General features: G+C 72.1%; 19 protein-coding genes. 5 read left to right on the forward strand and 14 right to left on the reverse strand.

Annotated features, from left to right (window positions below):
* Nucleotides 1-104: 104 nt before the first annotated feature.
* The 4 genes from NV263_RS25160 to NV263_RS25175 form a co-directional block, all read right to left on the reverse strand.
* The gene (locus tag NV263_RS25160; RefSeq protein WP_263249094.1) at nucleotides 105-350 is read right to left on the reverse strand and encodes a DUF397 domain-containing protein; all 246 of its coding nucleotides are present in this window, start codon (nucleotides 348-350) and stop codon (nucleotides 105-107) included.
* Between the two features lie 201 nt (nucleotides 351-551).
* Nucleotides 552-1,547, reverse strand: a complete 996-nt coding sequence (gene ilvC, locus NV263_RS25165) for a ketol-acid reductoisomerase (RefSeq protein ID WP_263249095.1) — start codon at nucleotides 1,545-1,547, stop codon at nucleotides 552-554.
* A gap of 75 nt (nucleotides 1,548-1,622) precedes the next feature.
* Nucleotides 1,623-2,129, reverse strand: coding sequence for an acetolactate synthase small subunit (ilvN, locus tag NV263_RS25170; RefSeq protein ID WP_263249096.1), 507 nt, complete (start codon nucleotides 2,127-2,129; stop codon nucleotides 1,623-1,625).
* 8 nt (nucleotides 2,130-2,137) lie between these two features.
* Nucleotides 2,138-3,970 (reverse strand): acetolactate synthase large subunit, encoded by a 1,833-nt coding sequence (locus tag NV263_RS25175; RefSeq protein ID WP_263249097.1) that lies wholly within the window; start codon nucleotides 3,968-3,970, stop codon nucleotides 2,138-2,140.
* A gap of 269 nt (nucleotides 3,971-4,239) precedes the next feature.
* Between NV263_RS25175 and NV263_RS25180 the strand changes: the two genes are divergently transcribed.
* Together NV263_RS25180 and ilvD are read left to right on the forward strand one after the other, a co-directional pair.
* Entirely contained in the window at nucleotides 4,240-4,713 is a 474-nt protein-coding gene (locus NV263_RS25180) for a PH domain-containing protein (protein ID WP_263249098.1), read from the forward strand.
* A gap of 145 nt (nucleotides 4,714-4,858) precedes the next feature.
* Entirely contained in the window at nucleotides 4,859-6,703 is a 1,845-nt protein-coding gene (gene ilvD / locus NV263_RS25185) for a dihydroxy-acid dehydratase (RefSeq protein ID WP_263249099.1), read from the forward strand.
* Nucleotides 6,704-6,805: 102 nt separating this feature from the next.
* Here the strand turns inward: ilvD and NV263_RS25190 are convergent, their stop codons facing one another.
* Nucleotides 6,806-7,531, reverse strand: a complete 726-nt coding sequence (locus NV263_RS25190; protein ID WP_263249100.1) for a DoxX family protein — start codon at nucleotides 7,529-7,531, stop codon at nucleotides 6,806-6,808.
* Between the two features lie 110 nt (nucleotides 7,532-7,641).
* Between NV263_RS25190 and NV263_RS25195 the strand changes: the two genes are divergently transcribed.
* Entirely contained in the window at nucleotides 7,642-8,496 is an 855-nt protein-coding gene (locus NV263_RS25195) for an alpha/beta fold hydrolase (RefSeq protein ID WP_263249101.1), read from the forward strand.
* A gap of 32 nt (nucleotides 8,497-8,528) precedes the next feature.
* Nucleotides 8,529-9,683 (forward strand): PQQ-dependent sugar dehydrogenase, encoded by a 1,155-nt coding sequence (locus NV263_RS25200; RefSeq protein ID WP_263249102.1) that lies wholly within the window; start codon nucleotides 8,529-8,531, stop codon nucleotides 9,681-9,683.
* 82 nt (nucleotides 9,684-9,765) lie between these two features.
* Here the strand turns inward: NV263_RS25200 and gatB are convergent, their stop codons facing one another.
* From gatB to gatC, 4 genes are all read right to left on the reverse strand, one after another.
* The gene (gene gatB / locus NV263_RS25205; protein WP_263249103.1) at nucleotides 9,766-11,271 is read right to left on the reverse strand and encodes an Asp-tRNA(Asn)/Glu-tRNA(Gln) amidotransferase subunit GatB; all 1,506 of its coding nucleotides are present in this window, start codon (nucleotides 11,269-11,271) and stop codon (nucleotides 9,766-9,768) included.
* Complete coding sequence (locus NV263_RS25210; protein ID WP_263249104.1) at nucleotides 11,268-11,468, reverse strand: hypothetical protein; 201 nt, start codon at nucleotides 11,466-11,468, stop codon at nucleotides 11,268-11,270. Before NV263_RS25210 ends, gatB begins: the two co-directional genes overlap by 4 nt.
* 70 nt (nucleotides 11,469-11,538) lie before the next feature.
* Nucleotides 11,539-13,068, reverse strand: coding sequence for an Asp-tRNA(Asn)/Glu-tRNA(Gln) amidotransferase subunit GatA (gene gatA, locus NV263_RS25215; RefSeq protein ID WP_263249105.1), 1,530 nt, complete (start codon nucleotides 13,066-13,068; stop codon nucleotides 11,539-11,541).
* Nucleotides 13,069-13,218: 150 nt separating this feature from the next.
* Nucleotides 13,219-13,518 (reverse strand): Asp-tRNA(Asn)/Glu-tRNA(Gln) amidotransferase subunit GatC, encoded by a 300-nt coding sequence (gatC, locus tag NV263_RS25220; RefSeq protein ID WP_263249106.1) that lies wholly within the window; start codon nucleotides 13,516-13,518, stop codon nucleotides 13,219-13,221.
* Between the two features lie 294 nt (nucleotides 13,519-13,812).
* On the opposite strand from gatC, the gene NV263_RS25225 reads away from it, so the two are divergent.
* Nucleotides 13,813-14,466, forward strand: a complete 654-nt coding sequence (locus tag NV263_RS25225; protein WP_263254361.1) for an ACT domain-containing protein — start codon at nucleotides 13,813-13,815, stop codon at nucleotides 14,464-14,466.
* A 61-nt stretch (nucleotides 14,467-14,527) separates the two neighbouring features.
* On the opposite strand, the gene ligA is transcribed toward NV263_RS25225, so the two are convergent.
* The 5 genes from ligA to NV263_RS25250 form a co-directional block, all read right to left on the reverse strand.
* The gene (gene ligA / locus NV263_RS25230) at nucleotides 14,528-16,645 is read right to left on the reverse strand and encodes an NAD-dependent DNA ligase LigA (protein WP_263254362.1); all 2,118 of its coding nucleotides are present in this window, start codon (nucleotides 16,643-16,645) and stop codon (nucleotides 14,528-14,530) included.
* Between the two features lie 103 nt (nucleotides 16,646-16,748).
* Nucleotides 16,749-17,393, reverse strand: coding sequence for a hypothetical protein (locus NV263_RS25235; protein ID WP_263249107.1), 645 nt, complete (start codon nucleotides 17,391-17,393; stop codon nucleotides 16,749-16,751).
* Between the two features lie 52 nt (nucleotides 17,394-17,445).
* Nucleotides 17,446-18,456: a DUF6461 domain-containing protein gene (locus tag NV263_RS25240; RefSeq protein WP_263249108.1), complete on the reverse strand. Its 1,011-nt coding sequence runs from the start codon at nucleotides 18,454-18,456 to the stop codon at nucleotides 17,446-17,448.
* Between the two features lie 55 nt (nucleotides 18,457-18,511).
* Nucleotides 18,512-20,032, reverse strand: coding sequence for an APC family permease (locus NV263_RS25245; protein WP_263249109.1), 1,521 nt, complete (start codon nucleotides 20,030-20,032; stop codon nucleotides 18,512-18,514).
* Nucleotides 20,033-20,105: 73 nt separating this feature from the next.
* The gene (locus NV263_RS25250; RefSeq protein ID WP_263249110.1) at nucleotides 20,106-21,560 is read right to left on the reverse strand and encodes an NAD(P)/FAD-dependent oxidoreductase; all 1,455 of its coding nucleotides are present in this window, start codon (nucleotides 21,558-21,560) and stop codon (nucleotides 20,106-20,108) included.
* Nucleotides 21,561-21,720 lie beyond the last annotated feature (160 nt).

Here is a 21,720-nt window from a genome sequence, read left to right on the forward strand (position 1 = left end):
GTCGCAGTGTAACGGCAGTTTGAGAAAGAGTTCACAAGGGTGTAGTCCGGATCACCGGCCGCCCGTACCCCGTCCACGCTCCGAGCTCCGGCGATTTCCGCAGGTCACGGCTCGTCGAACTCGCCGTCCTTGGCACCCGCGACGAAAGCGTCCCATTCCTCCGGGGTGAACACCAGGACCGGACCTTCGGGGTCCGCGCCGTTGCGCATGCCCACGTACCCGTCCACGAACGCGATCTCCACGCCCGGCTCGTCGGGGTCGTCGGTGCTGGTGATCCACTCCGCGTCGGTGAAGTCCAGCTCGTCCCGGATGTGGGCCTTGTCGTCCACGATCTCGTTCTCCGCGCTCACGGTGTGCACGGTAGCGCGCACCGCCCGCGGCGCGGAAACCGCGCCCACCCGGTGGACACCGCGGGCGCTGCGCGCGAACCCGCAGCACAACCGGGGTGCCGGACGCGCGAGAAGGCCCGGCGCTCCCTCGTGGGGTTCGCCGGGCCTTCCTCGACCGACCGCCGGGGTTCACCCGGTTGGCCGGGAGTCAGCGCGCAGAGGTCACTTGTTGGTCCAGGACATCAGCGAGCGCAGTTTCTTGCCGACCTCTTCGATCTGGTGGGCGTTGCCCTCGGCCTGCAGCTTGGTGAAGTTCGGACGGCCGGACTCGTCCTCGGCCACCCACTCCTTGGCGAAGCTGTCGTCCTGGATCTCCGCCAGGATCTTGCGCATCGACTCCTTGACGTGCGAGTCGATGACGCGCGGACCGCGGGTGAGGTCGCCGTACTCGGCGGTGTCGCTGCAGGAGTAGCGCTGGCCGGCGATGCCGCCCTCCCACATCAGGTCCACGATCAGCTTCAGCTCGTGCAGCACCTCGAAGTAGGCGATCTCCGGCTGGTAGCCGGCCTCGACCAGCACCTCGAAACCGGTCTGCACCAGCGCGCTGGTGCCGCCGCACAGCACCGCCTGCTCACCGAACAGGTCGGTCTCGGTCTCCTCCTTGAAGGTGGTCTTGATGACGCCCGCGCGGGCACCGCCGATGGCCGCCGCGTAGGACAGCGCCAGCGCCTGCGCGTTGCCGGAGGCGTCGTTCTCCACCGCGATCAGGCACGGCACGCCCTTGCCGTCGACGAACTGGCGGCGGACCAGGTGGCCCGGCCCCTTCGGGGCGACCATCGCGACGTCCACATCGGACGGCGGCTGGATCAGGCCGTAGCGGATGTTGAAGCCGTGGCCGAAGAACAGCGCGTCGCCGGACTTCAGGTTCGGCGCGATGTCGTCGGCGTAGATCTGCCGCTGCTTGGTGTCGGGCGCCAGGATCATGATCAGGTCGGCCTCGGCGGCCGCCTCGGCCGGGGTGACCACCCGCAGGCCCTCCTCCTCGGCCTTGGCGCGGGACTTGGAGCCCTCGGGCAGACCGATGCGCACGTCGACCCCGGAATCGCGCAGGCTCAGCGCGTGCGCGTGACCCTGGCTGCCGTAGCCGATGACCGCGACCTTGCGTCCCTGCACGATGCCCAGATCGGCGTCCGCGTCGTAGAAGATTTCAACTGCCATGGTGTTTCGGTGTTCCTTTCGGGACTCGTTGTCGGCGGTGTGGCGGGGCCCCGGCCGGGCCGGGGACGGGACGGGTCAGCGCACCGCCGTCGCGGTGATGGAACGCGGACCGCGTCCGATCGCGATCGTGCCGGACTGCACCATCTCGCGAACGCCGTAGGGTTCGAGCATCCGCAGCAGCGCGTCGAGCTTGTCGCGGGTGCCGGTGGCCTCGATGGTCAGCGCCTCCGGGGAGACGTCGACCACCTTGGCCCGGAACAGCTGCACGGTCTCCAGCACCTGGCTGCGCACCGAGGCGTCGGCGCGGACCTTGACCAGCAGCAGCTCGCGCTGCACCGAGGCGTCCGACTCCAGCTCCACGATCTTGATCACGTTGACCAGCTTGTTGAGCTGCTTGGTGACCTGTTCCAGCGGCTGGTCGCCGACGGCCACCACGATCGTCATCCGGGAGATGTCCGGATGTTCGGTCGGACCGACCGCGAGCGACTCGATGTTGAAGCTGCGCCGGGAGAACAGCCCGGAGACGCGGGCCAGCACGCCCGGCACGTTCTCCACCAGCACGCTGAGCGTGTGTCGGGTCATCGACGCGCTCACCCCTCGTCCTCGTCGAACAGCGGGCGGATGCCGCGCGCCGCCATGATCTCGTCGTTGCCCGTTCCGGCCGCCACCATCGGCCACACCTGGGCGTCCTTGCCCACCACGAAGTCGATCACGACGGGTCGGTCGTTGATCTCCATGGCCCGCTCGATGACGCTGTCGACGTCCTCTTTGGACTCGCACCGCAGGCCGGCGCAGCCGTACGCCTCGGCCAGCAGCTTGAAGTCCGGGATGCGGTGCTTGTGGGTGCCGAGGTCACTGTGTGAGTAGCGCTCGGCGTAGAAGAGGTTCTGCCACTGACGGACCATACCCAGGTTGCCGTTGTTGATGACGGCCACCTTGATGGGGATGTCCTCGATCGCGCAGGTGGCCAGTTCCTGGTTGGTCATCTGGAAGCAGCCGTCGCCGTCGATGGCCCACACCGTCTTGCCCGGCATCCCGGCCTTGGCGCCCATCGCGGCGGGCACCGCGTAGCCCATGGTGCCCAGGCCGCCGGAGTTCAACCAGGACCGCGGGTTCTCGTAGCCGATGAACTGCGCGGCCCACATCTGGTGCTGGCCCACGCCCGCCGCGTAGATGGCGTCCGGACCGACCAGCGAGCCGAGCCGTTCGATGACGTACTCGGGCGACAGGCTGCCGTCGGAAGGCCACTGGTAGCCCAGCGGGAACCGCCCGCGCCAGTCGTCCAGCTGCTCCCACCACGCCGTCAGGTCGATGCGCCCGCCGTCCTCGGTGGCCGCGGCCACGGCGTCGATGAGCTCGGACAGCACGTCCTTGCAGTCGCCGACGATCGGCACGTCGGCGTAGCGGTTCTTGGAGATCTCGGCCGGGTCGATGTCGGCGTGCACGACCTTCGCCTCGGGCGCGAAGGAGGACAGCTGGCCGGTGACCCGGTCGTCGAACCGGGTGCCCAGCGCGATCAGCAGGTCGGAGCGCTGCATCGCGGCGACCGCGGCGACCGTGCCGTGCATGCCCGGCATGCCCAGGTGCTGCGGGTGCGAGTCGGGGAACGCACCGCGCGCCATCAGCGTGGTGACCACCGGGATGCCGGTGCGCTCGGCGAGTTCGCGCAGCTCGGCGTGCGCCTCCGCCTTGATGACGCCACCACCGACGTAGAGCACCGGGCGCTGCGCCGCGGCGATCAGCCGGGCGGCCTCGCGGACCTGCTTGCCGTGCGGCTTGCTGGTCGGCCGGTAGCCGGGCAGCTTCATCTCCGGCGGCCAGGAGAACGACGCGCTCGCCTGCTGGACGTCCTTGGGGATGTCGACGAGCACCGGCCCCGGCCGTCCGCTGGCGGCGATGTAGAACGCCTCGGCGATGATCCGCGGGATGTCATCCGGATCGGTGACGAGGAAGTTGTGCTTGGTGATCGGCAGCGTGATGCCGCAGATGTCGGCTTCCTGGAAGGCGTCGGTGCCGATCAGCCCGGTGGCCTGCTGCCCGGTCACGGCCACCACCGGGACCGAGTCCATGTGCGCGTCGGCCAGGGCGGTGACCAGGTTCGTCGCGCCGGGACCGGACGTCGCCATGCACACGCCGACCTTGCCGGTGGCCTGCGCGTACCCGGTGGCGGCGTGCCCGGCGCCCTGCTCGTGGCGGACCAGGACGTGGCGGACCTTCGCGGAGTCCAGCAGGGGGTCGTAGGACGGGAGGATGGTCCCGCCCGGAATCCCGAACACGATCTCGCAGCCGACGGACTCCAGGGACCGCACGAGGGCCTGCGCCCCGGTCATCTTCACGGGCGCGCCGTGCGGCGGAGCGGGTTTGGGACGCCGTCCCGGCGGAGGTGCCGGGACCGGATTCTGCCTGGTGTTGGCGCTGGTCATCGGGTCTGCCTCGGGGTTGGGAGTGGGGCCGGACACGAAAAAACCCCCGCGGACCAAGACAGGTCCGGCGAGGGTTGGCGCGTCGACGCTGCGAACTTCCTCAGGCGTCGACGCGCCAGGGAAGTACGAGAATGTCGTGCAGTCGCAGCATGCCCAGGACGTTAGCCAACGGGCCCGGGAGTCGTCAAACCATGCGGGATGATCGTCCCGGATGGTGGACTGCGGCGGCTGGTGCGGCGGTGGGAGCCGCAGGTGAGACCATCGGAGGCGTGAGCGAGACCCCGCACGAACCCGAGCAGCCCGAAGCCGCGGACGCCGCCCGACCGGCGGCTGACGCCGAGCAGGCGGCCGAGACCCCGCGCCTGCCCGAGTCGCTGACCTTCCGCATCACGCCGGTAGCCCTGCTCGCGGTGCTCGCCGTCGTGGTGTGCGCCACCCCGGTGGCCGCCACGGCGGGTGGCCCGGCACTGCTGCTCTACCTCGTCCCGCTCGGACTCCTGGTGTGGATCCTGCGCACCCGGACCACCGTGAGCCCGGAGCGCGTGACGGTCCGGACGATGTTCGGCGGGACCCGCTTCACCTGGGACGACGTCCGGGCTCTCCGGCTCGACGAGAAGCGCTGGATCAGGGCCGTGCTCGCCTCCGGCAACGAGGTCGCGCTGTCCGCGGTGCGGGTCCGGGACCTGCCCCGGTTGTCCGCGATGAGCGGTGGGCGGCTGCCCGATCCGAACGCGCAGGAGTAATGTCGGGCGCACCGCACCTCTGGCGCGCCCACAAGGCGCCGCTCCCGCCATTCGGAGGTTCTCGGCCTTTTCCGGGCCGATCCCGCGTGCCCGGAATCCCGCGCGGGTGACCGAGAACACGCCCTTTTCGAGAACCGAGGTGGATATGCCCCCGCTGCGTTCCCGCACCACGACACACGGACGGAATGCCGCCGGCGCCCGCTCCCTGTGGCGTGCCACCGGCATGACCGACGACGACTTCGGCAAGCCCATCGTCGCGATCGCCAACTCCTACACCCAGTTCGTGCCCGGCCACGTGCACCTGCGCGACCTCGGCGACGTGGTCGCCGAGCAGATCCGCGAAGCGGGCGGGGTGCCGCGGGAGTTCCACACCATCGCGGTGGACGACGGCATCGCCATGGGCCACGGCGGGATGCTCTACTCGCTGCCCTCCCGGGAACTGATCGCCGACTCGGTGGAGTACATGGTCAACGCGCACCAGGCCGACGCGCTGGTGTGCATCTCCAACTGCGACAAGATCACACCCGGCATGCTCAACGCCGCGATGCGGCTGAACATCCCGACGGTGTTCGTCTCCGGCGGACCGATGGAGGCGGGCAAGGCCGTGGTGGTGGAGGGCGTGGCGCACGCGCCCACCGACCTGATCACCACCATCTCCGCCTCGGCCAACTCCCAGGTCGACGACGAGGGACTGTCCGAGGTGGAGCGTTCGGCGTGCCCGACCTGCGGGTCGTGCTCGGGCATGTTCACCGCGAACTCGATGAACTGCCTCACCGAGGCCCTCGGCCTGGCGCTGCCCGGCAACGGTTCGACGCTGGCCACGCACGCCGCCCGCCGGGCCCTGTTCGAGGAGGCCGGGCGCACCGTGGTGCGCATCGCCGAGCGGTACTACGGGCAGGACGACGAGACGGTGCTGCCGCGGTCCGTGGCGAACAAGAAGGCGTTCGAGAACGCGATGGCGCTGGACATGGCGATGGGCGGCTCCACCAACACGGTGCTGCACACGCTGGCCGCCGCCCGCGAGGGCGAGATCGACTTCACCCTGGAGGACATCGAGGAGATCTCCCGCCGGGTGCCGTGCCTGTCCAAGGTCGCGCCGAACTCCGACTACCACATGGAGGACGTGCACCGGGCCGGCGGCATCACCGCGATCCTCGGCGAGCTGGACCGCGCCGGGATGCTGCACCGCGACGTCGCCTCGGTGCACAGCCCGAGCCTCACCGAGTGGCTGTCCACTTGGGACATTCGCGGCGAATCGCCTTCCGAGCAGGCCCTCGACCTCTTCCACGCCGCGCCGGGCGGGGTCCGCACCACCAAGGCGTTCTCCACCACCAACCGGTGGTCCTCTTTGGACACCGACGCGACCTCGGGCTGCATCCGCGACGTGGCGCACGCCTACACCGCCGACGGCGGGCTCGCGGTGCTGCGCGGCAACCTCGCCGAGGACGGGGCGGTGGTCAAGACCGCGGGCGTCGAGGAGGAGCTGTGGCGGTTCCAGGGCCCCGCGCGGGTGCTGGAGAGCCAGGAGCAGGCCGTCTCGGCGATCCTGAACAAGGAGATCCAGCCGGGCGAGGTCCTGGTGATCCGCTACGAGGGCCCCGCGGGCGGTCCGGGGATGCAGGAGATGCTGCACCCCACGGCGTTCCTGAAGGGCTCCGGGCTGGGCAAGAAGTGCGCGCTGATCACCGACGGCCGGTTCTCCGGCGGCTCGTCCGGGCTGTCCATCGGGCACATCTCGCCGGAGGCCGCCAACGGCGGCGCCATCGGCCTGGTCCAGGACGGCGACCAGATCCTCATCGACGTCCGGGAGCGCAAGCTGGAACTGCTCGTCGACGACGACGTGCTGGCCGAGCGGCGCGCGAAGATGGAGGCGAGCGAGCACCCGTGGCAGCCGGTCGGCCGCGAACGCCCGGTCACCGCGGCGCTGCGCGCCTACGCCCGCCTGGCCACCTCGGCCTCCTACGGCGCGGTCCGCGACATCGCCAAGTGACCCCGACGTGCGGCAGGCGGGGGACCGAACCCGGTCCCCCGCCTGCTGCGTCCCGCGGGTGTTCGCCGGTCCCGCCGCGGGGGCGGGTGACCGGCTCGGCGGTCAGCCCCGGTGCAGTCCGAAGAAGACACCGGCCGCCGCGGCGGCGGCGATGACGAGGGCGATGAAGCCGAACGGCAGCGGACGCCGGAACCAGACGCGGCCGTAGTCCAGCGCGACCCGGCCTGGGCCGGTGAACATCAGGCCCACGCCGAGCACGCCGAGGGTCGCCTCCAGCTCGAAACCGCCCGTGGCGGCGAAGAACCCGCCACCGAGCTTCATCATCGCCGCGTTGGCCATCAGGCCGACGACGCCCGCCGCGGCGAGCGGGGTGAACAGGCCGAGCACGAGCAGCGCGCCCGCGGCCAGCTCGGTGCCGCCGGTGACCAGCGCGAGCGTGCTCGCCTGCTGGAAGCCCATCTTCTGCAGCACCTGGACGAACCCGTTGATCCCCGGCCCGCCGAACGCGCCGAACATCTTCTGCGCGCCGTGGGCGAGGAAGATCCCGCCGAGCGCGAGGCGCAGCACCAGCAGGCCGAGGTCGGTTCCGGCGTTCCAGCGGAACGGGCGGCGTTCGACCACACCGAGATCGGTGTAGTAGTCGTCCCGCTGGTCGACCAGCGACGTCGCCTCCGCGTCGCTGTAGCCGTCATCGTCGTCGTAGTAGTTGTACTTCTGCGCGCCGAGGCTCTGAGTCCCTCCGGACCCGGCCGCCGAAGCGGGCGCCGCGTGATCGCGATCGTCGGGGTAGCCGCCCGCGCCACCGGGGCGATCGTCGTGACTCCTCACGCGGCCAGAGGCTAGGGCATCTCACCCCACAGGGCGACCCTTTGACGGAAAACCCCCGCGTTACGTGACTTCTTCGATACCGGGTGCGGGCGTTGCGCGAAAATGGCGTGATGGTCGACGGCGTCGAAGAGCGGGAACCCGCTGCGCTGGTCGTGCTCCGCTGCCCGGAACTCGACGCGGCGCCCGAACTGCTGCCGCTCGACACGACCGCCCGGGTGCTGCGGTGGCCGCGCCGCGAGGTGGCGGGCTCGCTGCGCGAGCAAGCGGCCGAGGGGGCGCGCACGCTCGACGCGGCGGGCGTCGCGGAGTGCGTCGTCGTCTCCTGGTCCGCCGGAACCGCGGCGGCCTTGGAACTCGCCCGCCGGTATCCCCGGCGCGTGCGCGGGCTGTTGCTGCTCGCCGGTCCGCCGACCGCCGCCGTCGACGCGCTGCTCGACGCGATGCCCGCGGCCCTGCGGACCCTGCTCGCCGCGGGCGGTGGTGCCTCGCTCGCGCTGGCCGGACCGCTGCTGGAGTCGCTGACCGCGCGGCTGCCGGTGAACGGCGCGGTGAGCAGGGCGTTGCAGGTGGCCGGGCTGGTGGGCCCGGACGCGGACCTGTCGACCACGACCACCGGTCTGCGCGCGCTGCTGCACCGCGACTGGCGGTGGCACGTCGCCCTGACCCTGGCGCGGAACGCCTCCGAACGGCCGTCCGCGGCGGGCATCGGATGCCCGGTGACCGTGCTCGCCGGACGCCACGACGTGTTCGCCGACGTCGCGTCCGCCGCGGGCGCGGTGTCGGCGCTCCCGCAGGCCCGGGTGCGCGTCGTGGACGCCGCGCACCTCATCCCGTTCGAGGCGCCGGACGCGGTGCGGGAGGAACTCGCGCTGCTGCTGCACCGCGTGCAGGCCGTGGAGTGCGCGCGGCGGGGCGTCGACCCGCCGCGCCCGCCGGTGCGGCGCATCCGGCTCCCGCTCACCTGAGGTTCACCCCCGGCCGACTACCCTCGGGCGTCGTGGCAGCAACGTTCCGCCGACTCGCGTTCGGCGCCGCCGTGGCGGTCGGCGCGCTGCTGGCGGGCTGCGCGCAGTTCCCCGACGAGCACCAGCGCCCGTGGGCCGACCAGCCGTCGCTGGAACCGCAGGCCGGGCCACAGCCGTCGATCGAGGGCGAGACCCCGCCGCCGCAGACCGGTGCGCCGAAACCCCAGAAACCCGCCGCGCCCGTCGGCTGCGAGGACCCGGACCCGGCCGTGGTCGCGACCTGCCTGGACCCGGTGGGCGCGATCGCGGTGCTGCCGGACGGCCAGGGCGCGCTGGTCGGTGAACGCGCCACCGGCCGGATCCTACGCGTGCAGCGCGGCGCGCAACCGCAGGAGCTGGCCCGCGTCCCGGTCGATCCGAGCGGCGACGGCGGGCTGACCGGACTGGCGCTGTCGCCCAGCTACGGCGAGGACGAGCTGTTCTACGCCTACGTGACCGCGCCCGGCGGCAACGAGGTGGTCCGCATCGCGCCCGGGGACCGGCCCAAACCGGTGCTGACCGGCATCCCCCGGGGCGCCTCCGGCAACTCCGGTGCGCTGCTCGACGACGGCAAGGGCGCGCTGCTGGTCGCCACCGGCAACGCCGGGGATCCGGCCGATGCCGCGAACCCGGCGTCGCTGGCCGGCAAGGTGTTGCGCGTCGACGGCTTCGGCAACCCCGCACCCGGCAACCCGGACCCGACCTCGCGCGTGGTCGCGTCCGGCCTGGCGGAACCGGGCGGCCTGTGCGGAGCCCCCGGCGCGGGCACCTACTGGGTGACCGACCGGGGCGGTTCGCAGGACGCCCTCTACCAGGTGCAGCCCGGGCGACCGCTGGGTGCGCCGTCCTGGACGTGGCGGGAGAAACCGGGGGTGGCCGGGTGCGCCGCCGCCCAGTCCGCGGTGGTCGTGGCGCTGCGCGGCGTCCCCGCGCTGTTCACCCTGCACCCCGGTCCGGACGGCACCATCACCGGACAGCCGACGCGGGTCATGGAGAACACCTACGGCCGCTTCTCCGCCGCCGCGCTCGGCCCGGACGGGCTGCTCTGGCTGGGCACGTCGAACAAGGCGGGCGGCCGCCCGGTGTCCAGCGACGACCGCGCCCTGCGCATCGAACCCCCGACCGGCGGCGCCGCGGGCAAGGACTGAGACGTCCACGATGGACGCGAATCGGACCCGGACGTGAAACGGGCGGGGACCCGCCGGTCCCCGCCCGTTCTCGGCCGCCGGTTCAGACTCCGCAGGCCGCCAGCACCAGTTCCCGCACTCGCTTGGCGTCCGCCTGGCCCTTGGTGGCCCGCATGACCGCGCCGACGATGGCGCCCGCGGCCTGCACCTTGCCGCCGCGAATCTTCTCGGCCACGTCCGGCTGGGCGGCCAGCGCCTCGTCGATCGCCGCCTGCAACGCCGAGTCGTCCGAGACGACCTCCAGGCCGCGCGCGGCGACCACCTCGTCCGGCTCTCCCTCGCCGTCCAGCACGCCGTCGACGACCTGGCGGGCCAGCTTGTTGGTCAGCTTGCCCTCGGCGACGAGTTCGACCACCCGCGCCACCTGCTTCGGCGCGATGCCCAGGTCGGCGAGCTCGACGCCGCGCGTGTTGGCCTGCTGCGCCAGGTAGGCGACCCACCAGGAGCGGGCGTCGCCCGGCGCGGCACCGGCCTCGACGGTCTCGGCGACCAGTTCGAGCGCCCCGGCGTTGACCAGGTCGCGCAGCTCCTCGTCGGAGAGCTTCCACTCCTCCTGCGCCCGCTTGCGCCGCTCCCACGGCAGCTCGGGCAGCGTCGTGGACAGCTCGGCGACCCACTCGCGGGACGGCGCGATCGGCACCAGGTCCGGCTCCGGGAAGTACCGGTAGTCCTCTGAGGTCTCCTTGGGACGACCGGCCGAGGTGGAGCCGGTGGACTCGTCGAAGTGCCGGGTCTCCTGCCGGATGGCGCCCCCGGAGCTCAGCACCGCGGCCTGCCGCTGCATCTCGTAGCGCACCGCGCGCTCGACGCTGCGCAGCGAGTTGACGTTCTTGGTCTCCGTGCGGGTGCCGAACTCCTCGGTGCCCCTCGGCCGCAGCGACACGTTCGCGTCGCAGCGCAGCGACCCCTGGTCCATGCGCACGTCGGAGACGTCCAGCGCGCGCAGCAGGTCGCGCAGCGCGGTGACGTAGGCGCGGGCGACCTCGGGCGCGCGGGCCCCCGCACCGACGATCGGCTTGGTGACGATCTCGATCAGCGGCACGCCCGCCCGGTTGTAGTCCAGCAGCGAGTGCTCGGCGCCGTGGATGCGGCCGGTGGCACCGCCGACGTGCAGCGACTTGCCGGTGTCCTCCTCCATGTGGGCGCGTTCGATCTCCACGCGGAAGGTCTCACCGTCGTCGAGCACCACGTCCAGGTAACCGTCGTGCACGATCGGCTCGTCGTACTGCGAGGTCTGGAAGTTCTTCGGCATGTCCGGGTAGAAGTAGTTCTTCCGGGCGAACCGGCACCACTCGGCGACCTCGCAGTTGAGCGCCAGCCCGATCCGGATGGCCGACTCCACCGCCTTGCCGTTGACCACCGGCAGCGCCCCGGGCAGGCCGAGGCAGACCGGGCAGACCTGGGTGTTGGGTTCGGCGCCGAAGGCGTTCGCGCAGCCGCAGAACATCTTCGTGCGGGTGGACAGCTCGACGTGGACCTCCAGGCCGAGGACCGGGTCGAACCGCTCGACGACCTCGTCGTAGTCCATGATCTCGGCGATCGCGGTCACTTCGCGTCCTCCTCACCCCGGCGCAGCGTCCGCACCGCCAGCGCGGTGCCGGTGACCAGCCCGAGCGCGGTGATGATCGCGTCGGCCAGCGCGAGCCGGTCCTTGTTGGCCCGCGCCTCGCGGAAGCTCGCGCGCAGGCCGAAGGCCGCCGAGAGCGCGGAGGCGAGCTGGACAACGGCTTTCAGCTTCGGGTTCATCACGCGACCTCCAGCGTCGTACGGGACACCCGCACCTCGGCGGGCACGAGCGGGAACGCGGATCCGTCGCTCATACCGCCTCCAGCGTCGGGACTCGGTTGATCAGGGCGCCGCCCTGGGCGGCGTCGCGGGCGACCTCGTAGGCCGCGCCGACCCGGTAGAGCCGGTCGTCGGCCATGGCCGGGGCCATGATCTGCAGACCCACCGGCAGACCGTCCTCATCGGACAGTCCACACGGGATGCTCATGGCGCCGTTGCCCGCCAGGTTGGCCGGAATGGTGCACAGGTCGGCCAGGTACATCGCCATCGGGTCGTCGACCCGCTCGCCGATCCGGAACGCGGTGGTCGGCGTGGTCGGCGACACCAGCACGTCGACCTGCTCGAAGGCCGCGGTGAAATCGCGGGTGATCAGCGTGCGCACCTTCTGCGCCTGGCCGTAGTAGGCGTCGTAGTAACCGGACGACAGCGCGTAGGTGCCGATCATGATGCGCCGCTTGACCTCCGGGCCGAACCCGGCCTCGCGGGTCAGCGACATGACCTCCTCGGCGCTGCGGGTGCCGTCGTCGCCCACCCGCAGCCCGTAGCGCATCGCGTCGAACCGGGCCAGGTTCGACGAGCACTCGCTGGGCGCGATCAGGTAGTAGGCGGGCAGCGCGTAGTCGAAGTGCGGGCAGGACACCTCGACGACCTCCGCGCCCAGCTCGGCCAGCTGCCGCACCGCCGCGTCGAACGCCCGCTGCACGCCCGGCTGGTAGCCGTCACCGGAGAACTCGCGCACCACGCCGACCCGCACGCCAGCCAGGCCGCCCGCCGCGCCCTCGCGGGCGGCGGCGACCACCGGTGGCACCGGCTGGTCGATCGAGGTGGAGTCCATCGGGTCGTGCCCGGCGATGACCTCGTGCAGCAGCGCCGCGTCCAGCACCGTCCGCGCGCACGGACCCGGCTGGTCCAGCGACGAGGAGAACGCCACCAGCCCGTACCGGGACACCCCGCCGTAGGTCGGCTTGACGCCCACGGTGCCGGTCACCGCACCGGGCTGGCGGATCGAACCGCCGGTGTCCGTGCCGATGGCCAGCGGTGCCTCGAACGCGGCCAGCGCCGCGGAGGACCCGCCGCCGGACCCGCCCGGGATGCGGTCCAGGTCCCACGGGTTGCGCGTCGGGCCGTAGGCGGAGTTCTCCGTCGACGAGCCCATCGCGAACTCGTCCATGTTCGTCTTGCCCAGGATCACCACGCCCGCCTCGCGCAGCCTGCGCGTCACGGTGGCGTCGTACGGCGGCGTCCAGCCCTCCAGCATCTTGGAGCCGCAGGTGGTGGGCATGTCGGTGGTGGTCAGCACGTCCTTGAGCGCCAGCGGCACACCGGCCAGCGGCGACGCCGCCTGGCCGGAGGCGCGGTCGTCGTCGGCCTTGCGGGCGGCGGCGAGCGCCCCCTCGGCGTCGACGTGCAGGAACGCGTGCACGTCCTGGTCCACGGCGGCGATGCGGTCCAGGTGGGCCTGGGTCACCTCGACCGACGACACCTCACCCGCCCGCAGCTTCGCGGCGAGCTCGGACGCGGTCAGCCCGGTCAGGCCACCGCCTGATGCGGTCGAAGTCATCAAGCCTCCTCTGCGTCATGCGGGACACCCGCACCCGGTCGGCCCCGACGAGCCGGGGAACAAGCGTCGCTCATCGGGCCTCCTCAGTGTCGTGCGGGACACCCGCACCCGGTCGGCCTCGACGAGCCGGGGAACAAGCCTGGCTCATCATCAGGCCTCCTCGCTGAGAATCCGCGGCACGCGGAAGCGCCCCTCTTCCACGGCGGGCGCGCCGGAAAGCGCCTGGTCGGGCGTCAGCCCGCCGCGCACCTCGTCCGCGCGGAACACGTTGGTCACCGGTACCGCGTGCGACGTCGGCGGGATGTCGTCCGCGGCGACCTCCCCGACCCTGGCCACCGACTCCAGGATCACGTCGAGCTGGCCGGCGAAGGTGTCGAGCTCGGCCTCGGTGACGGCCAGCCTCGCCAGGCCGGCGAGATGCGCGACCTCGTCGCGGGAGATCTTGGACACTGCGCGGGCTCCCCTGGTCATGTCCGGTTCACGGGTACTCCCCGAGTCTATGGCTCCGGCGGCCCCGGGCCCGCAGGGGGCGGCGGCGGGTCGGCACGCACGGTCGCCACCGCGTCACCGGACGAAGCCGCAGGTCATTCCACTGCGTGGACGGCGGCGTCACCAAGTCCCCCGCTCGTCTGACACAATTCGCCTCGCCAGTTCCTCGCACGAGGAGGCGCCGGAGCGCGGCCTCGTGCCGGTCAGCGCGCGGACGGCGAGGTGCCGCGCACGAAGCTGGAGGCGTTGAGTCCGGTGTCATTCCTGATCCGGGTGCAGATACCGGACCGGCCGGGCGTGCTCGGGTCGGTGGCCACCGCGCTCGGTGAGATCGGTGCCGACATCCTCAGCGTCGACGTCGTCGAACGCGGAAGCGGCGTGGCCATCGACGACATGGTCGTGGAACTGCCCTCCGGTCGACTGCCCGACGTGCTCATCACCGCCGCCGAGTCGGTCGAGGGGGTCGAGGTCGACGCGGTGCGCCCGTACGCGGGCGTGCTCGACACCCACCGCGAGCTGGAACTCGTCGAGGAGATCGCCGCCGAGCCCGGCCACGGCCTGCAGATCTTCGCCGAGGGCGTTCCCCGGATCATCCGTTCCGGGTGGGCCATCGTGTTCGGGCACCGCTCCGGTGGCGCGGAGCAGCTGGCCGCCAGCACCTCCGCCCCGCAGGAGGGCTACCTGGAGCTGCCGTGGCTGCCGCTGCCGCGCGCCACGATCCTCGACGGCGACGAGCCGTGGGTGCCCGACACCTGGCAGGAGCTGGGCACCGAGCTGGCCGCCACGCCCATCGGCAAGCCGGACCGGGTGCTGCTGGCGGGCCGCCCCGGCGGTCCGATGTTCCGCGCCGCGGAACTGGCCCGGCTGGCGCACCTCGCGGGCATCGTCTCGGTCGTCCTCGACGGCTGAAGGTTCCGCTCCCGGCACCGCCGCCCAAAACGAGTTCGAAGACAGGCTCCGAGGCGCGCGGTCACTCCGCGGGGAGGGCTCGTTCCGCCGCGGCCTCGGGGCCCTGGTGGAGCAGCACGGTGAAGCCGTCCTCGTCGAGGACCGGGACGCCGAGCTGGACCGCCTTGTCGTACTTGGAACCCGGTGAGTCGCCGACCACGACGAACGCCGTCTTCTTGGACACCGATCCGGCGGCCCGGCCACCCCGGGCCATGATCAGCTCCTTGGCCTCGTCCCGCGAGTAGGTCGGCAGCGTGCCGGTGACCACGATGGACAGTCCGGCGAGGTGCCGCGGGATCGACTCGTCGCGCTCGTCGGCCATCCGCACGCCGGCCTCGCGCCACTTGCGCACGATCTCGCGGTGCCAGTCGACGGCGAACCACTCCCGCACCGCCGCGGCGATCGTCGGCCCGACGCCGTCGGTGGCGGCCAGCTCCTCCTCGGAGGCGGACTCGATGCGGTCCAGCGATCCGAACTCGCGGGCCAGCGCCTGCGCCGCGGTGGGACCGACGTGGCGGATCGACAACGCGACCAGCACCCGCCACAGCGGCTTCTGCTTGGCCGACTCCAGGTTCGCCAGCAGCTTCACGCCGTTGGCCGAGAGGTTGCCCTCCTTGGTGCGGAACAGCGGGGTTTTGAGCAGTTTGGCCTCGTCGAGGTCGAAGATGTCGCCCTCGTCTTCCACGACCCCGGCCGACAGCAGGGCGTTCGCGGCCTCGTAGCCGAGCACCTCGATGTCCAGCACCTTGCGGCTGGCCAGGTAGAACAGCCGCTCGCGGCGCTGCCCGGGACAGCCCTGGGCGTTCGGGCAGCGCAGGTCGACGTCGCCCTCCTTCTGCCGGTACAGCTGCGCGCCGCACTCCGGGCACTCGGCGGGCATCGCGAACTCGCGCTCCTGCCCGGTGCGCACGTCCACCACCGGCCCGAGCACCTCGGGGATGACGTCACCGGCCTTGCGGATGACCACCCGGTCGCCGATGAGCACGCCCTTGCGGCGCACCTCGTCGGCGTTGTGCAGGGTGGCCATGGACACCGTGGACCCGGCCACCTTGACCGGCTCCATGACGGCGAACGGCGTGACCCGCCCGGTGCGGCCCACGTTGACCTGCACGTCCAGCAGCGTGGTGGTGGCCTGCTCCGGCGGGTACTTGTAGGCGATCGCCCAGCGCGGTGCGCGGGAGGTGGCGCCGAGCCGCCGTTGCAGCGGCACTTCGTCGACCTTGACCACGATGCCGTCGATCTCGTGCTCGGCGCTGTCGCGGTGCTGCCCCCAGTAGCGGACGTGGTCCACCATCTCGTCCACTGTGGACAGAACGACGGTGTGCCGGGACACCGGCAGGCCCCACGCCTTGAGCGCCGCGTAGGACTCGGACTGCCGTTCCGGTTCGAAACCGTCGCGCTTGCCCAGGCCGTGGCAGATCAACCGGAGCGGGCGGCTGCGGCTGATCCGCGGGTCCTTCTGCCGCAGCGACCCGGCGGCGGCGTTGCGCGGGTTGGCGAACGGCGGTTTGCCCGCGTCCACCAGGGCGGCGTTCAGCTCGGCGAACTCGTCGACGCGGAAGAAGATCTCGCCGCGGACCTCGACCAGCCCGGGTACCGGGTACTCGTCGGTCCCGGTCAGTTCCTCGGGCACGTCGCCCATGGTGCGCACGTTGAGCGTCACGTCCTCGCCGGTGCGGCCGTCCCCGCGGGTCAACGCGCGCTCCAGCCTGCCGTCCCGGTACAGCAGGTTGACCGCCAGGCCGTCGATCTTCAGCTCGCACAGGTAGTGCACGTCCGAACCGACCTCGCGCTCCACCCGGTCCACCCAGGCGGTCAGCTCCTCGGTGCTGAACGCGTTGTCCAGGCTCAGCATCCGCTCCAGGTGCTGCACCGGGGTGAACTCGGTGGAGAACGTGCCGCCCACCACCTGCGTCGGCGAGTCCGGGGTGCGCAGCGCCGGGTGCTCGTCCTCGATGCGCTGGAGTTCGACGAACAGCTCGTCGAACTCGGCGTCGGCGATCGTCGGCGAGTCCAGCACGTAGTACCGGAACTGGTGGCCGCGGACCTCCTCGGCGAGGTCGGCGTAGCGCTCCCGCACGTCCGCGGGCACGTCCTCGACGCCCTCGGCCTGCGTTCCGGCCGCGGGGTCCGCGAGCAGCTCGGTGCCGTCCTCGGCGCGGGCGGCGTCGTCGATGCGTTCCGGGTCCTTGCTGGTCACGCCCCGAGACTAACCACCTGCACCGACACCGGCACGCAGCACCTCAACCCGCGGCGAGTTCGCGGACGAGGTCGCGCAGTTCGAGCAGGCCGATCGCGCCCTGCGGTTCCTGCTCGGCGGTCTCCACGCGGCCCAGCCGCTCGGCGGCCAGCCGCTCCCCGAGGGTCGCGTCCAGCGGCAGGAAGGTCATCGCCCGCCGGGCCTGCTCGTCGAGATCGCCGAAGCCCGGGTGGTAGACGGCCACGTCGACCAGGCCCTCGGCCTCGTCGACCTGCGCGGCGACCCGGACCTCGGCCATCGGGTACTGCCGACCGCGCAGGTTCACCGTGACCTCGGTCGGGTCGGGCACCGGGGGCACCGCGTCGTGGTACTCCCACACGCCGTCCGCCGCCGGAGCGGCGGCCATCCAGGCGTCGGTGTAGATCCGCAGGTCCGGGTCGGCCTGGGCGCTGATCACCAGCGCGTAGACGGCGCGCTCACCGCGCTCGATGGCGAAGGTCAGCCCGGGGTTCACCGCGGCGACCGCATCGGCCACCAGGTTCTCGACCCGGTGCGGCTCGCCGTCGCCGAGCGCGGAGCTGATCTCGGGGAGCAGTTCCCGCCAGCGCCGCCAGAACACCGCGGCGCGTTCGGCCGCGTCGACCGCGGGATCGACGTCTTCGGACTTGCGGCGCAGGAACCGGAACATGCGGTTCATTGTGCCGGGCCCCGGGGCCGTCCTGGGGCGGAACGCCGCGATCTCACCGGCCGCTGAGCGCGGCGCGCGCGACGTGGGCGAGATCGCCCTGCTCGACGCCGCGCACGTGCCGCGCCTCGGCGAGCGCGGCGAGCACCGCGGTCAGCGGGTCGGCGTGGGTGGCCTGGCGCAGCACCTGGACGGCGCGGAACTGGTCGCGCACCTTGCTGCACGGCCGGTGCATGAGGCTGCGCCACGACCACTCGCGCACCATCTCGCTGAGCTTGCCCTCGTCCACCCGGCGCCCCAACGTCATCGACGACAGCGTGCGCCGGATCACCGGGTGCTCCAGGCAGCCGACCAGGGACAGCACGTGCCGGGCCACCGCCACGGCCGCCCGCCGCCAGGACCGCCGGTCGCCGGCCCGCACCGCGGGCGCCAGCTCCGGCGGGTAGCCGACAACGTTGTCCAGCGGATCGGGCACGGCCACCAGGTCGTCGGGCCACTCGGCGACCGGGAAGGTCACGAACTCGCCCGCCAGCCAGCCCGGTGACGGCGGGATGCCGGTGATCCGGCCGGCCAGCGCCAGCATGAGCACCACCGGATCGCTGTCGCACCACGGCAGCCCGGCGCGGTCGTCCTCCAGCGCGTCGGGCTCGGCGCCCTCCCGGTATTCGGGCAGCACCGCCTCGAACGAGGTGCGCACCACGCCGTCCGCCGCGTAGCTGAACCTGGTGAGGCGGTCGATGTCCCAGAAGGCCGACACCACCGTGGTGTCCGCGCTGACCCGGCGCAGCACCTCGGGGCGCCTGCCCTGCCTGCCGCCGTCCTCCACGACCAGCAGGCGGTCGCCGAGCGGGCGCACCGCGATCATCGGGTACCGCTCCTGCCGCGCGAACGCCTCCTCGCAGAACTCGTCGATGTCGAGCAGCCGGGCCTGCTCGGTGACCGCGCCGAACGCGCGCGCCACCCGGTCGACGTCCACGTCCCGGACGAAGGTCAGGCACGCCGCTTCCTGGATCGTGCTCCGCCTGATCCACGCGGCGCTTTCCACCTCGACGCAGTCGCTGCCCACGGCTCCTCTTCCTACCAGCGCCGGGACTCCGGTACCGGCAGATCACCGAAAACTCTCAGGACGTCTTGCCGGGAACCGGCCAGCGCGGCAGTCGTTCGCCGCGGTAGAAGCTCGGGTACCGCCGGTGCAACCACACCAGCAGCGGCAGTCCGAGCAGCAGTCCGGCCACGCCGATCACCGCCACCGTGCCGATCCCGGCGACCGACGTCATGCCGTAGCCGGGGTCGGAATACTCCCGCAGCGCCAGGAAGAACGCCGCCAGCAGCACCACTCCCCCGAACCCCGGGACGAGCCCGCGCAGCAGGAACGCCCGCGCACCGCTGAACAGCGTGCGCCGGAAGAACCACGGGCAGGCCAGTCCGAGCAGTCCGTAGTAGAAGGCGATGAGCAGCCCCACCGCATCCACCGAGTCCCCGAGCACGCTGGTGCTGACCACCGAGAACATCAGGTACACGGCGATGGACGCCCCGCCCACCGTCCAGGTCGACACGCTCGGCGACCGGAACCGCGGGTGCACCCGGGCGAACACCTCGGGGATCGCGCCGTGCGAGGCCATCGACAGGCTGCTGCGGGCCGCGGGCAGGATCGTCGTCTGGGTCGTGGCCGCGGCGCTGGTGAGCACCGAGACGACCAGCAGCAGCGCACCGATCGTGCCCACCGCTCCGGTGCCGAAGATCTCCGGGCCGAGCCCGGCGAGCACGTCGTCGGCGTTGGCCTCGTTCGCCAGCCCGATGCCGGTGCTGCCGACCCCGGCGTAGGCGACCACCGCCACGGTCACGAACACGTAGTTCGTCACCAGCAGGACGGTGGAGATGAGGATGGCGCGGCCCGGCGTCTCCTGCGGGTCGTGGCTCTCCTCGTTGATCGAGGCGGAGCTCTCCCAGCCCCAGTAGACGAAAACGGCCAGCAGCAGCGCGGAAACGAAACCGCCCGCGGGCACGTCGGTGGGCAGCAGCCAGTCCCACTCCGGCCGGATCGCCTGCGGCCCCGCGGTTCCGGTCGCCACCTGCCACAGCGCGGCCACCGCGAATCCCAGCAGCACCACCAGTTCCACGACCAGCAGCACGAACTGCACCTTCGCCGACAGCTCGATGCCCCGGTAGCACAGGTAGGTCAGCGCCACGATCCACACGACGCCGACCGCGGTGACCGCCACCCGGTTCGAGGCCAACTCGTCGGCGCCGAACAGCAGCAGCGAGTAACGCCCGGCCACCTCCGCCTGGCTGGCCATCACCAGCACCTGCGCGGCCATCGCCGCCCATCCGCTCAGCCAGCCCAGCTTCGGGCCGAAAACGCGCGTGATCCAGGTGAAACTCGTCCCGCAGTCCGGTTCCACGCGGTTGAACTCCCGGTAGGCGACCGCGATGCAGGCCATCGGCACGAACGCCAGCAGCATCACGGCCGGGGCCTTCACCCCGACGCCCGCGAGCACGATGAAACCGAGCGTGGCGGCGAAGCTGTACGCGGGCGCGGTCGAGGCCATTCCGATGACCACCGACGACACCAACCCGACCGCACCGCTGCGCAACCCCTTGCCGGACACGTCGGGGGGCGCCGAGAGATCCTGCAATGTCACCACCTGGAAGCCACCGAACACCGGCCGACCATTGTCCAGTCGGCGCGTGCGCGGTCGCGCCCGGGTGCTGCGGTCAGGTGTCGAAGCCGAGGCCCAGGGCGTCCAGGGTGCGCAGCCACAGGTTGCGGTGGCCGCCGTTGCGGTCGGCGCGCCGCAGCGACCAGCGGGTGAGCTGGATTCCCGCCCAGCGCAGCGGTTCCGGCGGCAGCGGCATCGGACGGGTGCGGACGAAGTCCAGTGCGGTGGCCTCGCTGGTGCGCCCGTCCATCAGGTCCAGCGCGATCTGGGAGGCGAAGCGGGTGGCGGCCACGCCGAGCCCGGTGTAGCCCAGCGCGTACCCGATGCGGCCGCCCTTGGCGGTGCCGACGAACGGGCAGAAGCGGGTGCAGGTGTCGATGACCCCGCCCCAGCCGTGGCTGAACCGGACGCCCTCCAGCTGCGGGAACGTGGTGAAGAAGTGGTCGGCGAGCTTGGCGAAGGTCTCCGGCCGCACGTCCAGTTCGTCGCGGACCGCCCCGCCGTAGTGGTAGATGGCGTCGTAACCGCCCCAGATGATCCGGTTGTCGGCGGTGAGCCGGTAGTAGTGGAATTGGTTCCCGGCGTCGCTGATCCCTTGCCGGTTGTGCCAGCCGATCGACTCCAGCTGCCGGTCGGTGAGCGGTTCGGTCGCCAGCACGTGGTCGTACACCGGCATGACGTAGTTGCGCAGTCGGCGCAGCAGCGGCGGGAACCCGTTCGTCGCGAGCAGCACCCGCCCGGCCCGCACCGACCCGTAGGAGGTGCGCGCGAGGACACCGCGGCGCGCGTCGGTCAGCGAGTTCACCGGTGTCCGCTCGTAGATCCGGATGCCGTTGCGCAGGCACACCTCGCGCAAACCCCACGCGAGCCGCGCCGGGTCGACCAGCGCGACCGAGTCGCGCATCCACAGCGCGCCGAGGTAGGTGGGCGAGTTCACCTCGGCGCGCACCTGGTCGGCGTCGAGGAGCTGGGCGGTGTGGCCGAAGCGGTCGGCGACCAGCGCGGCCTGGCGCAGGTCCCGCAGTTGCCAGTCGTCGACGGCCACCTCCAGTTCCCCGGTGCGTTCGAAGTCGCAGTCGATGCCGTGGGTGCGGATGGTCTTCTCGATGCCGTCGAGGTTCTCCATGCCGATCCGCTCCAGCACGGCCAGTTCGTGCGGGAACCGCTGGTACCCGTTGCTGAGCCCGTGCGTGAGGCTGGACACGCAGAAGCCGCCGTTGCGCCCGGAGGCCGCCCACCCGCATTCGCGGGCCTCGACCAGCACCACGTCGGCGGCCGGGTCGCGTTCCTTGGCCTGCAGCGCCGCCCACAGGCCGGTGTAGCCGCCGCCGACGACGAGCAGGTCGGCGGTGGTCGCGCTGGTCAGGGTGGAGGCCGGTTCGGGGCGGCGGCTGCCGTCGAGCCAGAAGGCGCCCGGGGTCATGTCCGCCAGTGCGGCCAGGTGCCGACGGTCGCCCCGACCGGCCACCGGATGTCGTTGGTGCAGCGCGGAGCGAAGCAGGAAAACCATGATCAACTCCAGGTGCGGGTGCGCGCCGCCGACGCGTCGGGGCGCGCCGGACGCGGTCAGCGGGAACGGAACGTGGGGGAAGGCGGCGGGAGGCCCGGGCCTCAACCGCCGGAGTCGGTCGCGAAGCGGATCTCGCGGGCCACCGCCGCGCACCGCGCGA

The sequence above is a fragment of the Saccharopolyspora rosea genome, assembly GCF_025643595.1.
In the GTDB taxonomy this organism is placed as follows: domain Bacteria; phylum Actinomycetota; class Actinomycetes; order Mycobacteriales; family Pseudonocardiaceae; genus Saccharopolyspora; species Saccharopolyspora rosea.

Bases quoted from the DNA above. Each gene is read 5' to 3' on its own strand.
- gatA (WP_263249105.1), bottom strand. From the start codon at position 13,068: ATGACTTCGACCGCATCAGGCGGTGGCCTGACCGGGCTGACCGCGTCC.
- NV263_RS25250 (WP_263249110.1), bottom strand. From the start codon at position 21,560: ATGGTTTTCCTGCTTCGCTCCGCGCTGCACCAACGACATCCGGTGGCC.
- NV263_RS25235 (WP_263249107.1), bottom strand. From the start codon at position 17,393: ATGTTCCGGTTCCTGCGCCGCAAGTCCGAAGACGTCGATCCCGCGGTC.
- ilvC (WP_263249095.1), bottom strand. From the start codon at position 1,547: ATGGCAGTTGAAATCTTCTACGACGCGGACGCCGATCTGGGCATCGTG.
- NV263_RS25210 (WP_263249104.1), bottom strand. From the start codon at position 11,468: ATGAACCCGAAGCTGAAAGCCGTTGTCCAGCTCGCCTCCGCGCTCTCG.
- NV263_RS25175 (WP_263249097.1), bottom strand. From the start codon at position 3,970: ATGACCAGCGCCAACACCAGGCAGAATCCGGTCCCGGCACCTCCGCCG.
- ilvN (WP_263249096.1), bottom strand. From the start codon at position 2,129: ATGACCCGACACACGCTCAGCGTGCTGGTGGAGAACGTGCCGGGCGTG.
- NV263_RS25195 (WP_263249101.1), top strand. From the start codon at position 7,642: ATGGTCGACGGCGTCGAAGAGCGGGAACCCGCTGCGCTGGTCGTGCTC.
- ilvD (WP_263249099.1), top strand. From the start codon at position 4,859: ATGCCCCCGCTGCGTTCCCGCACCACGACACACGGACGGAATGCCGCC.